The sequence below is a fragment of the Cryobacterium algoricola genome (assembly GCF_004402485.1).
Taxonomy (GTDB): Bacteria; Actinomycetota; Actinomycetes; order Actinomycetales; family Microbacteriaceae; genus Cryobacterium; species Cryobacterium algoricola.
This window is the reverse complement of sequence record NZ_SOFG01000007.1, coordinates 32,531-45,262: the sequence shown is the minus strand read 5'-3', so window position 1 is coordinate 45,262 and position 12,732 is coordinate 32,531. Positions and strand designations below refer to the sequence as shown.

Below are 12,732 nucleotides of genomic sequence, written 5' to 3'. Positions count from 1 at the left end.
GGGGGCCGCCGCGTGCCTGCGGCCGCACGATAGCCTGTGGGGGCAGTCCACATCTAGCGAGGGGCAAGGATGTCAGAACCGGCCGGCGGCGATTCCGCCGTACCCGATCCGTTCGCACAGTACGCGGGCACGGTGCTCTGGCCCGGCGCGCTCCGCGACCTGACCGACACGACCCTGTGCCCGGCCTGCCAGACCCCGCTCGCACCATACGGGTGCCCGTCCTGCGGGCTCGACCTGCGGCATCCGGTCGCCGCAGACCTTCTCGCCGTGTCAACGGATGCCGCGAAACTGTTCGACCGGCGCGTCGCACTGATCGGGCGGCTGCGTTTCGACGCCGCCCAGGCCCGGGCCGCCGCCCAGCAAGTGCAGCGGACGCCGACCGCGCCCGCTCCGGCGCCTCCCCTGTCCTGGCTGCCCCAACCGTCCGCGACTGCTCCCCTGGTCGTCCCGATCGCGGGTGCGGCTTCGACCGCTTCTTCGGTGCCGGTTCCGTCCGCGCACGCGACGCCGGCGCCCTCCCTGTCCGCGCCCGCGATGTCCACGCAGCCCCACCAGTCGCCGCCCAGCCAATCCACGCCCCGCCCGTCCCCGCCGCGGCAGGCACCCCCGCAGTCCGCACCGGCGCTGCGGGACCCGTCGCTCCCGCCGAAACGGTCGAGCGTGCAGATCCTGCTGCTCCTGGTCGGGGTCACGCTCGTGTCCGTCGCCGCGATCTTCTTCCTCACGGTGGCGTGGATCTTCGCCGGGCTCCTCGTGCGCTCCCTCATCGTCGGGGCGTTCACCGCCGGGGCACTGGTCACGGCCGCGCTGCTCAAGCGGCGCGGTCTCGGGGTCACGGCGGAGGGCATCGGCGCCCTCGCGGTCGTGCTCGTGCTGCTCGACGCCTGGTCCCTCCGCCAGAACGACCTCTTCGGGCTCGGCGCGACAGAGGCCGACGGCTATTGGGGAGTGACGCTCCTCCTCTGCACCGTGCTGTTCCTCGGTTGGAACGCCGTGTCCGGTCTGCGGGTCGCGAGCGTCGCCGGCTTCGCGGCCGCCGCGCCCGGTCTCGGCCTGCTCGTCTCCGCCGCGGCCGTCGGCCAGGACGGAGTGACCCGGGTCTACCTCGCGTGCCTCGGGGCAGCCGTCGGCGCGCTCATCCACCGCTTCACACGGGTGTCACCATCGACGGGTGCCGCTGCGCCGGCCGGTCGCCGACCCGGTGCCGACCGGGCGCCCGAGCGGGCGATCGTGTTCGGTTTCGCCGTCGTGTCGCTGCTCGGCGCGCTCGCAACGGCCCTCTTCGTCGACCCGGGCAGCGAGGTCGCCCCGCTCTGGCTGCTCGGCGCGGTCGCGCTCGTCGCGGCCGTGCACGCGGCCATGGTCGTCGGGGTGCGCTCGGCGCTTCCGGCCCCGGGTGCCGGATCGCTCGTCTTCGCGTGCTTCTGCTCGGCCGTCGCGGCGCTCGCGCTCTCGCTGATCGCCCTGATCATCGCGATCCGCACCAGCACCATGCCGCTGCTCGTCACAGCGCCCCTGCTGGTCGCGCTGGCCCTTGCGCTCGGCCTGGAGTTCCTGTCCAACCGCGCCACCGGAGCCCGGCGCACCGCCGAGCGCGTCGCCGCCCTGACCGCAGCACTTGCGGCGGGCTATTTCGGCCTCGCGACGACGCTCTCTGCGGCGGCGTGGCCGCTCGGTGTCGCGGTCGTGCGCGGCCTGACGGTGTTCTCCAGCGACCCGGGCACCACGTTCAATCCGCTCCTCTCCTGGTTCGACGAGCTGGACAACCCGGTCGGTGCGACCAGTCTCTGGGCCCTTGGCGCCCTTGTCGTCGCCGGCGCCCTCGCCGCCGCCAGCTGGCGCGCCGGGGGGCTGCTGCGCGCCCGCGCACGCCTCGTCGCCGCGTTGTTCGCTGCGACTCTCGTGCTCGCGGTGCCGTTCACCGGGCCGGTTTCGGGCCTGCTGTGGCTCGTCACCGCGCTCTTCGCGCTGGTGGGCGCGGGCGCCCTACTCGCTCTCTTCGCGCACCAGCACGGCCGCCTGCCGCTCGGATCCCTCCGTCCGATCGTGCTCGCGCTCGTCATCGTGAGCATCTCCCTCGGTTTCCTGGTCGGCTGGGCGCGCTCGGACACCTGGTGGATCGGCACGGCCGCCGGCATCCTCGCGCTCGTCTTCGCCCGCGGCCTGCTCGGCGCCGGCCAGGAAGCGAACGTCTCCGGACCCGCCGACCAGCCCGCACGCGGCCGACGAGCGCAGGGGCGAGGCGCACTGCTCGCGGGCGCGGTCCTGCTCACCCTGCTCGCCGCCGTCGTCGCACCGTGGGCGCTCACCCTCGGCGCCCGCCCACCGGCATCGGTGCTGCTCGTGGATCAATTGCGCGGCCTCACCGCCGCGACCGCGCTCCTCCAGCTCTTCTTCGCCGTTCCGTTGCCCCGGTGGGTGCAGCCCACCGAGCGCCGCTGGGCGTTCCGCACCCTGCTCGCCCCCACGATCCTGGCCTTCGCCCTGGCGGTCGCGAGCCTCGCCGCGGCCCTCGACCCCGCCGGACGCGCCGACCTGCTGCAGCCCGAACCGGTCGCGGGCATCATCCACACCGCGGTTCTGCTCGCCGCCGCCGCTCTCTGGCTCGCCCTCCGCGGAAACCGGGTCGGTGCACCCATCGAGCGCCTCACCGCGATCGTCGCGCTCGCCCCGGTGCTGCTCCTGCTCCTTGGCGCCGTGCTCCGGGCGACGGATGCCCCCACCACCGTCGCCGACGTCGCCGCGCCTGCCGCCGCCATCCTCTGCTGTGCCCTCGGGCTCACGCTCGGGTCGCTCGGGTCGCGCACGCCGCCCGGAACACCCCCGTCGATGCCCCGCCGCCCCTCCGACCGGCTCGCCCTCGAGGCCGGTGCGCTGCTCGTGCTCGGCCCGGCAACGATCACTGCGATCGCCACGGGCCGCCCGCTCGGCTGGGTCGCGCTCCTCCTCGCCGGCCTCGCCGCGCTCCTGGCCGCGATCGCCTCCGACGGGCTGTTCGGTTCGCGCTCCCCGCGACGCCACCTCGGCTGGGTCGCGCTCTGCCTCGGGATCGCGGGCCTCTGGCTCGGCCTCTCCCGGTCGGGAACCGAGGCCCTGGAACCCTATGTCCTGCCCGTCGCGGCGGTCCTGCTCGTGCTCGCCGCGCTCATCCGCCGCTTCGGCCTGGTCGACCGCCGGACCGCCGGGAGCCCCGTCGCCGGCTGGCTCACCCTCGCCGGGCTGCTCGTCGCGCTCGTGCCCCTCGCGCTCGTCTCCGGAACCGGCGCGCTCGCCCGCCCGCTCGCGGTCGCCGGTACCTCGGCCGTACTGCTCCTTGTGGGCTGCGCCGTGCGCTGGACCCCTCCGCGGTCCGGGTACCTCGCGGCGGCCACGGCGAGCGGCGCCCTCGGGCTCCTCGTGACGAGTGGCGGCCGGATCGTGGCACTCCTCCGCGGCCCCGAGGACGCGGGCCTGCTCATCGAGGCCTGGCTCCTGCCCGCGCTGCTGGTTCTCGTGGTCGCCGGAATCCTCAGCGCACGATCCGGGCGACGGATGCTCGGGGACGCCTCGGCTGCCGGTGACGCCCACATCACCGCCCGGCTCGCGGTGCGCACCGGCTACGGCCTGCTCACGCTCGCCATCACCTTCGGCGCACTCGCCGAGGTCCTGAGCCTCGCTGCAGCGGCCCCCGACGAGATCCCGCTCGCCGCCCCGCGCGTCGTACTGCTCGCCCTCGCCTGCGCGGCCGTGCACGTCGGCCTGATCCGGTGGGACCGCACCCCCGAGGGCCGCGCCCTCGCCTGGGCCGCCCTCAGCGGGGCCGGCGTGGCACTGATCGGCGGGTACCTGCACGGCGTCCCGGTTCCGCTCGAGATCGTGACGGTGCCCGTCGGACTCGCGATCGTCGCCGGACGTCTCCTCGCGGCTGACTTCTTTCGCGACCCCCTTCCGGGCGCGGGCGCGGCCCGGTCGACCCAGTTCTGGATCCAGGCCGGCCTCCTGCTCGCCGTACTCCCGAGCGCCACGCTCCCGCAGGCACCGGACGGGTCCCTGCTCCGCCCGATCCTCGTGCTCGCTCTCGGCGGCGCGCTCGCGATCGGCGGCGCCGCACTCAGCGCAGCACCGGCGTGGCACCCGCTGGCCTGGTCGGCCGTCGCCGCCGGACTCGTCGCCGTACTGCTCACCGCCCTGAACCGGGTGAGCCCGCTCCTCGACAGCGTCCCGGACGGGCCGGACTCCCGGCTCGAGGGCTGGCTGTTACCCGCTGCCGTCCTGACGACCGCGACCGGAATCATTCTCGTGGCCGGGGTCCGCCGGGGCACCCTCGCCGGGCTCCCCGCTGCCGTCGGCGACCGCGCGCCCGACGGCACCGACGGCACCGGCGGCACCGGCGGCGGCGGCGCACGCGACGGCATCCGCTTCACCGGTGCACTGCCCGGTCTGACGCCGCCTGGTCCGCAGCGGGCTCCAGGGACGGATGCCGCGGCGATCCTGACCGGCTACGGTCTCGTCGTCCTGGCGATGGCCAGCGTGCTCGGGGCCGAAGTCGCCGCACTCGGCTACGAGCCGCTCGCGACGATCCGCGTGGTGCTGCTCGCGTGGACCTTCTCCGCCGTGCACGTCACGCTGTTCCAGCTCGACCCGAGCCGCGGCGGTCGCTGGGTGGCCTGGCTGGCCATCATTGCCGGCGGAGTCGCGGTGCTCGCCGGCTACGGTCACGGCGTGCCGCACCCGATCGAGATCGTGAGCGTGCCACTCGCCGTCGCACTCGTCGCGAGCGGCTGGCTGCACCTCGAGGCGACGCCGTCCGCGCGGAGCTGGCCGTGGCTCGCGCCCGGCCTGGTCGTGCTACTCGTTCCATCGCTGCTGCTCGACGTGACCGAGAGCCCGCTCTGGCGGGTCGTCGGACTCGGCGTGCTCGCGCTCGGCGTGCTCCTGGTCGGCCTCCGTCAGCGGCTGCAGGCGCCGTTCGTCCTCGGCGCCGTGGTGCTGCTCGTGCACGGTCTCGCCCAGCTGTGGCCGTGGATCGCGCTCGCCTACGCCGCCGTCGCCTGGTGGCTGTGGCTCGGAATCGGCGGCACCCTGCTGATCGTGCTCGCCGCCCGCTACGAGCAGCGGATCCGGAACCTCAAGCAGATCGCACTCGGCATCTCCTCGCTCCGCTAGTCCCCCGTTAATCCAGCGCGACCGGATGCGCGCGGCGCCGCCGCCGCTCCCGTTTTCGCAGGCCGCGCCCGCCGTTTCGGGCGCGGCCTGCGAAAACCGGCGCGGGCGTGGACGCAGGAATGCGACGAGCGGCCGAGCTCGTCTACAGGAGCGACAGGGCGTCAGCCGAGATCGAAGGTGACCCCGGTGAGACGTTCGCTTTCCGACCAGAGGCGGAGGGCATCCGCTCGGTTGGCGGCCCGCTCGGACCGCCCGACCGGATGCGGGTGGCCGTGCTGCTCACCGAAGCCGTCCGGCCCGACGAAGGTGTTCCCGCCGAGCCCCGGCTCGGTCGCCGCGTAGAGCGAGGGCAGCGCCCCCATCTCCGCGGGCTGGGCGAGCACCCGGTTCGCGAGCTCCGTCAGGCGGCGTTCGAAACCGCTGCCGCGCATGCTCGCGCCGACGGACTGCAGGTTCGTGCGGGCGTACCCGGGGTGGGCGGCGAGTGCGAGCAGGGGTGCCCCCGCGGCGTCGGCCCGGCGCTGCAGTTCGCTCGTGAAGAGCAGGTTGGCGAGCTTGCTCTGGCCGTAGGCGGCCCACGGCTTGTACTTCTGCTCGCCCATCAGGTCGTCGAAGTCCATCCGGCCGCGCCGGTGCAGGGCGGAGGAGAGCGTGACGACCCTGGCCTTCCGGCCGGCTCCCCCGACGGTGTCCGTGCCGGCGACGGCGCGGGAGAGCAGGCCGGGCAGCAGCAACCCGGTGAGTGCGAAGTGGCCGAGGTGGTTGGTGCCGAACTGCAGTTCGAATCCGTCGGCGGTCCGGCGTTCCGGCACGTTCATCACGCCCGCGTTGTTGACCAGGATGTCGAGTCCGCCCGGGTGCGCGGCGAGCCAGGCGCTCGCGAAGGCCCGAACCGAGGCGAGGCTGGACAGGTCGAGCACGCGCACCTGCACCGCGGCATCCGCTGCCCGGCCGGCAGGAAGCCCCGCCAGAATGCGCCGCGCGGCGTCTTCGCCCCGCGCGAGATCGCGCACGGCGAGGGTGACGGATGCCCCGTGCCCGGCCAGCTCCGACGCCGTCACGAAGCCGAGCCCCGAGTTCGCTCCCGTGACGATGGCCGTGCGGCCGCGGAGGTCGGGGATGTCCGCGGCGGTCCAGCCGGACTTCTTCGGCGATTTCATCGACGAAGCGGCGGTCATTTCGACAGCTCGATCCGGTAGCGCACGTGGTTCCGGTCGGCGCTCGCCTGCCAGAATTCGATTTCGCTCGGCTGCAGGGCGTAGAGCCGCCAGCTCGGGTTGGGCCGGCCGTCTGTGGCCGGGCGCTCGTCCCAGTCCCTGGCGGATGCCTCGGCCGAGAGCTCGATGACCGAACCGACCACCCGCACCTGCCTACCCAGCTGCGGCCAGTAGAAGTTCATCGCGGCGCGCGGGTTCTCGCTGAGCTCGAGCCCCTTCCGCGATGTCACCGAGCTCGCGAAGTGCCAGCCGGCTTCGTCGATGTTCTTGAGGATCAGCATCCGCGAGGACGGCTGGCCGGCGGCCGTCGCCGTGGCCAGGCTGAAGGCGTGCGGCTGGGGTACCCCGGCGGCGAGCGCAGCGGCGAGCCAGCCCTGGAAGAGCAGGGTGGGATCGGACTCGGCGGCCTTCGCGTCGAAGGGCGGGAGGGAGGCCGGGAAGTCCGGCAGGGAGCGCAACAGGGAACGGAAGGATTCGGTCACGCGCCGAGCCTAGCGGGATCGGCCGGGATCGATCGGTGTCGCGGAGGAGGCGCGGACGATCAGCCGGCTGGGCAGGCGCACGGACTCTGGCGCGCCGCCGTCGATCACGGTCCTGAGCATGTCGACGGCGATCCGGCCCATGTCCGCGACGCTGTGCGCGATGACGCTCACGGGCGGGTCGAGCAGGGCGAGCCAGTCGATGTCGTCGAAGGAGACGAGAGCGACGTCGGTGCCGATCCGCAGGCCGAGCCTCTGGATCGCGCCGATCGCGCCGATCGCCATCGGGCTGTCCGCGACGAGCAGCGCGGTCGGCGGTTCGTTGAGGGCGAGCAGGGTGCGCACGGCGGTGGATCCGCTTTCGGCCTGGAAGTCGCCGAAGACGATGAGCGCGGGGTCGAGGCTGAGGCCCCGGTCGCCGGCGGCCCGCACGAAGCTCGCGTAGCGTTCGCGGCCGGTCGAGGTGGACTGCGGCCCCGCGATGTAGCCGATCCGGGTGTGCCCGAGCGCGGCGAGGTGATCCACCGCCTCCCGGATCCCGGTGTCGCTGTCCGTGGTCACGCTCGGCAGATCGATGCCCTCGATGGTGCGGTCGATGAAGACGGCCGGGATCTCCCGGCCGACGACCGAGCGGATGCTGCCGCTCCCGTCCCCGAGCGGCGCCACGATGATGCCGTCGACGCGCCGGGCGATCAGGTTGTCGAGGTAGCGGTCCTGCTGGTCCTTCCGTTCGTTCGCGTTGCCGAGCAGCGTCGCGAAGCCGTGCACGAGGGCCGCCTGCTCGACCGTGTGCGCGAGGTCCGCGAAGAACGGGTTCCGGACATCCGGCACCAGAAGTCCGATCGCGTGCGTGCGCGTCGACCGGAGCGCCCTGGCCTGGGCGTTCGGGTGATAGTCGAGTTCTGCGGCGGCCGCATGCACCCGGGAGCGGGCGTCCGCCGAGGTGGCGGGATTGCCCGAGAGCACCCGGGACGTCGTCGCGACGGACACGCCGGCGAGTGCGGCGACATCCTTGATGGTGATGGTGACCATCACTGCACTCCCCTGCCCGGCCGGGACTGCGTTAAGTGGAAACGTTTCCAAGCTGATGCCCAGACTATGGCGGGAGCGCGGAGGTGTCAAAATGCGAGAGGGGGTTGTTCTTCCCCCGGCACTCACGCGAGGAGACGCACATGGCCCAGGTCGTTCAGTACACGGAATTCGGCGGACCCGAGGTGCTCGAGCTGGTCGAGGTCGCCGAGCCCCGGGCATCCGTGGGCGAGGTCGTCGTCGCGGTCCGGGCGGCGGGCGTGAACCCGATCGACTGGAAGATCCGGAGGGCCATCCGCCCGACCGGCCCGATCACGACGCCGAGGCGGCCAGGCTCCGACGCCGCCGGCCGAATCGTCGAGGTCGGTGCCGGAGTCACCGGCTGGTCGGTCGGGGACGCCGTGATCATCCTCGGCGCGGCGGGTGCCTATGCCAGCCGCCTGACGGCGACCCCCGCGCAGCTCACCCGGAAGCCGGACGGGCTCGGCTGGGCGGAGGCCGCCGCCCTCGGGGTACCGGCCGGGACGGCGTACCAGGCGCTCCGTTCCCTCGGGCTGGGGTCCGCGGACACCCTGCTCATCCACGGCGGCTCCGGCAGCGTCGGCCAGGCCGCGATCCAGTTCGCCCTGCTCGACGGTGCGACCGTGATCGCCACGGCGAGTGAGCCGAACCAGGCCCGGCTGGCCGAACTCGGCGCCACCCCGGTCGTGTACGGGCCCGGCCTCGTCGATCGCATCCGCGCGGTCGCGCCCCAGGGCGTCGATGTCGTCCTGGATGCCGCGGGCACCGATGAGGCCCTCGAGGCCTCCTTCGCGCTCGTCGACGACCGCAGCAGGATCGGCACGATCGTGGTCGGCTGGAAGGCAGCAGAACTCGGCATCCAGGCCTGGTCAGGCGGCAGCCCGGTGCCGCTCACCCCCGAGCAGGTCGAGCTCAGGGCGGAGGGCCTGCAGCTCGCCACCGAGCTGGCCGCCGCCGGCCGGTTCGACGTCGAGATCGCGACGGTCTTTCCGCTCGCCGAGGCCGCCGCGGCCCAGGACCTCAGCGAGCACGGGCATCCGCGCGGCAAGATCGTGCTGCTGCCCTGACCCGCGTTGCCGGCCAGCGATGGTCGCCGACGCTCAGTGACGGTCAGCGACGGCCGACGAAGCCGTCCATGGTGTTGTAGACGCCGAAGACGCGGCCGGCCACGAAGTCCCAGACCGGCAGCGGCAGGACGCCCCGCAGCACTCTCGAGAGACCGACCGTCCACGGCATGGTCACCTGCGGAGTCCCGGCGAGCATGGCCCGCCAGACCCGGTCGACGACGTATTCCGGGGTGAGGATGGGGGTCAGCAGCGGCCCGCGTGCGCCGTCGAACATGCCGGTCGAGATGTAGCTCGGCGACACCGTGGTGACCTTGACCCGGCTGAAGCCCTGCTGCACGAGTTCGAGCCGGAGGGAGTCGCTCCAGCCGATCAGGGCGGCCTTCGAGGCCGCGTACACGCTCATCCTCGGGTTGGAGAGCAGTCCCGCCGCCGAGGCGATGTTCACGATCCGCGATTCGCGGCCGTTGGTGCTCATCATCCCCGGCAGGAACTCGCGGGCGATGTACATCGGGGCGAGGGCGTTGATCTGCATGGTCGGGCGCGTGTCGTCGCCGTTGTCGTGCTCCCAGAAGAAGGCGCCGCGCACGATCCCGGCGTTGTTGATCACGATGTCCGGATTTCCGACCTCTGTGCGCACGCGCTGGGCGGTCTGCGCGATCGCGCCGAGGTCTCCGATGTCGACGACGTAGGGGAACACCGTCGTCGATGCGGTAGCGCCCTCGGAGAGGAGAGCTACGGTGCGGGTGAGAGCGGCGGCATCCCGGTCCCAGAGGATGACCGCCCGCGCCCCTTCGGCGACGGCCCGCTCGGCGTAGAGGCGGCCCATGCCGCTGGCAGCGCCGGTGATCAGCACGCGGGCTCCGGAAACGGTTCGAGTCATGCCTCCATCATTCATCATCGCCGCCGGTCCGGGGGCCGCCACCCGCGGGAGCGCCTGCGAAGCCCAGTGCATACCCAGCCCGGCCTGCCATCGTGGACGCAACCGATCGACGATCCACCCCGAACACCGACTGACCAGGAGCACACCATGGGATTCCTCGACCGCCTCTTCGGCCGCGACGAACAGGGCACCACGGCTCAGGCCCGAACCGCGCCCACCACGCGCGGCGCCACCCCGCAGCGCACCGACGACGAGATCGCCGTCGAGCGCTACCAGTACCTGTTGCGCACCGCGCCGCCGGAGACCATCGAGCAGGTGCACACCGAGGCGTTCGCGAAGCTGACCGACCAGCAGCGCGACCTGCTCTTCCAGCGCCTCACCGAGAACTCCACGCCGAGCGAACGACCCGCCGACGCCGAACCGGCAACGCTCGCGAAGGCGGCCACCCGTGCAGAGCTCCGCGAGCCCGGCGCCCTCGAACGCACCCTCGGCCGCCAGGGCCAGGGCGGCCTGGGGTTCGGCGGCATGGTCGGCAGCACCATCCTCGGCACGGTCGCCGGCTACGTGATCGGGTCCGCGCTCGTGAGCGCGTTCATGCCTGACCCGGGGGCGACGGATGCCGCGGCGAGCGACTCGGGGACCGATTCCGGCGGGGGCGCCGCAAGCGACACGAGCACGGAAGCCGGTGCAGACACCGGTGCCGACTCGGGCGGCGACTTCGGCGGGGGCGACTTCGGCGGCGGGGACTTCGGCGGCGGCTTCGACTTCTGAGCCCCGCCCCGGAACGACGCCGCACAGGACGACGCCGCACGGCACTCCACGGCACGACACGACACGGCACGACCGGGCGATAACCTGACAGGAGCGTCCCAGCCGGAGCGCCGAGAGGACAGGCCAGTGAGCACGCACACTCCCGGTACCCTCGTGCTCCTGCGGCACGGCGAGAGCACGGCGAATGCCGCAGGCCTGTTCACCGGAATCCTCGACGCGCCACTGTCCGACCAGGGGGCGGCAGAGGCCCGGTCGGCCGCCAGGCTCCTGGCCTCGGCGGCCCTGCACCCCGACGTCGTGTTCACCTCCGCCTTGCAGCGGGCCCGGCGAACGGCCGAGATCGTGGTCGAGGAGCTCCGGCCGCACCCGGCGGCCGCGCTGGCCGACTGGCGGCTCAACGAACGCAATTACGGGGCCCTGACCGGTCGCTCCAAGGCCGATGTGCGCACCGAATTCGGCGAGGCCCAGTTCCTGGCCTGGCGACGGTCGGTGAACACCGCGCCGCCCCCGCTCGACGACGCGGCCTTCGCGGCCGCCCGCGACTCTCCCCTGTTCCGCGGACTCCCCGCTGACGCACTGACCCGCACCGAGGCGCTCAGCCAGGTCATGGCCCGGGTCGGCCGCTTCCATGCCGAACGGGTGGTTCCGCGCCTGCGCCTCGGCCAGACCGTGCTCGTCGTCGCCCACGGAAACTCGCTCCGGGCCTACTGCGCCCTGCTGGACGGCCTCGACGACCACGCGATCCACCGGCTTAATCTGCCGACCGGGCATCCGCTCGTCTATCGCTTCACGACCGCCGACCTGGTGACGGAACCCACGGATGCGCTCCCGCGGCAGCCGCTCTCGGCCGGCGGCCACTACCTCGACTCCGCCGCCGCCCTGCCGGCCGCGGCCCGGCTCACCGCAGACGGCGGCACCTAACCCGCTCGAGTTGCGGAAGCGGATGCCGCGGGTCAGGACCCGGCGTGCGTCGAAACCGCGAGCAGGCGACAGGTGGTCGCGACGGCGTTCTCCAGGTTGGCCGCGCCCGCGGCGAGCGCCTCCTCCAGGGTGCAGACGCCCGGCACGATCGGCACGAGGGCAGCGAACCCGTGCCGATAGAGCGCCTCGGCGCCCTCCCCGACCCGCCCGGCGAAGGCGATCACCGGCACGCCGTGCCGGGCCGCGAGCTCAGCGACGCCTAACGGGGTCTTCCCGCCGAGGGTCTGGGCGTCGATGCTGCCCTCCCCGGTGAACACGACGTCGGCGCCCGCCATCGACTCCGAGAGGTGGGTACCGTCCATCACGACGTCCACGCCGCGCCGCATCGTGCTCTCGAAGAAGGCGAGGAAGGCGGCCCCGAGCCCGCCGGCGGCGCCGGACCCGGCGACCGTGGCGACCTCGCGCCCGGTGGCCTCCCGAACCACGGCCGCGTAGACGCCGAGGGCCGCATCGAGCTCGGCCACGGCGCCTGCGTCGGCGCCCTTCTGGGGTCCGAACACCCGGCTGGCGCCGTCCGGGCCGAGCAGCGGGTTGGTCACGTCGCTCGCGATCCGGAAGGCCGTGCCGGCGAGGCGCGGGTCGAACCCGGCCAGGTCGATCCGCGTGAGCCGGGCGAGGGCGGCTCCGCCGTCTGGCAGCTCAGCACCGTCCGCGTCGAGCAGCCTGGCTCCGAGGGCCCGCAGCATCCCGGCACCGCCGTCGTTGGTGACGGATCCGCCGAGCCCGATGATGAACCGGCGCGCGCCGCGGTCGAGCGCGTCGGTGATCAGCCGGCCGACCCCGAAACTGCTCGCGATCCGCGGGTCGCGGTCGGGCGCCGCGACGAGGTGGATGCCGGCGGCCGCTGCGATCTCGATGATCGCGAGTTCCTCCGCCGCGACGAACCCATAGCTCGCCCGCACCGTTCGGCCGAGCGCATCCTGTACCTCGGCCGTGACGAGCGTGCCGCCGAGTGCGGTCACGAGGGCGTCTGCCGTGCCTTCGCCGCCGTCGGCCATGGGCACGGCGACACAGACGGCATCCGGGAACACCGAGCGGATGCCGCGTTCCATCGCGGCGACGGCCTCCGCCGCGGTCAGCGATTCCTTGAAGGAGTCGGGTGCCAGAACGAACTTCATGCGGTTTCCTCTGCCGAGCGCGGC

At 73.3% G+C, this 12,732-nt stretch carries 9 protein-coding genes; 4 read left to right on the top strand and 5 right to left on the bottom strand.

Annotated features, from left to right (window positions below):
- Positions 1–69 precede the first annotated feature (69 nt).
- On the top strand, positions 70–5,145 hold the full coding sequence (locus E3O44_RS04950) for an SCO7613 C-terminal domain-containing membrane protein (RefSeq protein ID WP_134533149.1): 5,076 nt from the start codon (positions 70–72) through the stop codon (positions 5,143–5,145).
- Between the two features lie 161 nt (positions 5,146–5,306).
- Here the strand turns inward: E3O44_RS04950 and E3O44_RS04945 are convergent, their stop codons facing one another.
- The 3 genes from E3O44_RS04945 to E3O44_RS04935 are packed head-to-tail and all read right to left on the bottom strand — an operon-like array spanning position 5,307 to position 7,873.
- Entirely contained in the window at positions 5,307–6,323 is a 1,017-nt protein-coding gene (locus tag E3O44_RS04945) for an oxidoreductase (RefSeq protein WP_198415871.1), read from the bottom strand.
- Positions 6,320–6,844 (bottom strand): pyridoxine/pyridoxamine 5'-phosphate oxidase, encoded by a 525-nt coding sequence (locus E3O44_RS04940; protein WP_134533147.1) that lies wholly within the window; start codon positions 6,842–6,844, stop codon positions 6,320–6,322. The genes E3O44_RS04945 and E3O44_RS04940 overlap by 4 nt, the downstream gene beginning before the upstream one ends.
- Before the next feature lie 9 nt (positions 6,845–6,853).
- A complete protein-coding gene (locus tag E3O44_RS04935) occupies positions 6,854–7,873 on the bottom strand; it encodes a LacI family DNA-binding transcriptional regulator (RefSeq protein ID WP_134533145.1) in 1,020 nt (339 codons plus the stop codon).
- Positions 7,874–8,013: 140 nt separating this feature from the next.
- Here E3O44_RS04935 and E3O44_RS04930 point away from each other — a divergent pair, with 140 nt between their 5' ends.
- The gene (locus tag E3O44_RS04930) at positions 8,014–8,958 is read left to right on the top strand and encodes an NADP-dependent oxidoreductase (RefSeq protein ID WP_134533143.1); all 945 of its coding nucleotides are present in this window, start codon (positions 8,014–8,016) and stop codon (positions 8,956–8,958) included.
- Positions 8,959–9,001: 43 nt separating this feature from the next.
- On the opposite strand, the gene E3O44_RS04925 is transcribed toward E3O44_RS04930, so the two are convergent.
- Positions 9,002–9,838 carry an SDR family NAD(P)-dependent oxidoreductase gene (locus E3O44_RS04925; RefSeq protein WP_134533141.1) on the bottom strand — a complete coding sequence of 279 codons (837 nt, stop codon included), beginning with the start codon at positions 9,836–9,838 and terminating at the stop codon, positions 9,002–9,004.
- A gap of 147 nt (positions 9,839–9,985) precedes the next feature.
- On the opposite strand from E3O44_RS04925, the gene E3O44_RS04920 reads away from it, so the two are divergent.
- Together E3O44_RS04920 and E3O44_RS04915 are read left to right on the top strand one after the other, a co-directional pair.
- Entirely contained in the window at positions 9,986–10,609 is a 624-nt protein-coding gene (locus E3O44_RS04920; RefSeq protein ID WP_134533139.1) for a hypothetical protein, read from the top strand.
- Between the two features lie 126 nt (positions 10,610–10,735).
- Complete coding sequence (locus tag E3O44_RS04915) at positions 10,736–11,530, top strand: 2,3-bisphosphoglycerate-dependent phosphoglycerate mutase (protein WP_134533137.1); 795 nt, start codon at positions 10,736–10,738, stop codon at positions 11,528–11,530.
- Between the two features lie 32 nt (positions 11,531–11,562).
- Here E3O44_RS04915 and E3O44_RS04910 read toward each other — a convergent pair whose 3' ends face one another.
- Complete coding sequence (locus E3O44_RS04910; RefSeq protein WP_134533136.1) at positions 11,563–12,708, bottom strand: glycerate kinase; 1,146 nt, start codon at positions 12,706–12,708, stop codon at positions 11,563–11,565.
- Positions 12,709–12,732 lie beyond the last annotated feature (24 nt).

Bases quoted from the DNA above. Each gene is read 5' to 3' on its own strand.
- E3O44_RS04950 (WP_134533149.1), top strand. From the start codon at position 70: ATGTCAGAACCGGCCGGCGGCGATTCCGCCGTACCCGATCCGTTCGCA.
- E3O44_RS04945 (WP_198415871.1), bottom strand. From the start codon at position 6,323: ATGACCGCCGCTTCGTCGATGAAATCGCCGAAGAAGTCCGGCTGGACC.
- E3O44_RS04935 (WP_134533145.1), bottom strand. From the start codon at position 7,873: ATGGTCACCATCACCATCAAGGATGTCGCCGCACTCGCCGGCGTGTCC.
- E3O44_RS04930 (WP_134533143.1), top strand. From the start codon at position 8,014: ATGGCCCAGGTCGTTCAGTACACGGAATTCGGCGGACCCGAGGTGCTC.
- E3O44_RS04925 (WP_134533141.1), bottom strand. From the start codon at position 9,838: ATGACTCGAACCGTTTCCGGAGCCCGCGTGCTGATCACCGGCGCTGCC.
- E3O44_RS04920 (WP_134533139.1), top strand. From the start codon at position 9,986: ATGGGATTCCTCGACCGCCTCTTCGGCCGCGACGAACAGGGCACCACG.
- E3O44_RS04910 (WP_134533136.1), bottom strand. From the start codon at position 12,708: ATGAAGTTCGTTCTGGCACCCGACTCCTTCAAGGAATCGCTGACCGCG.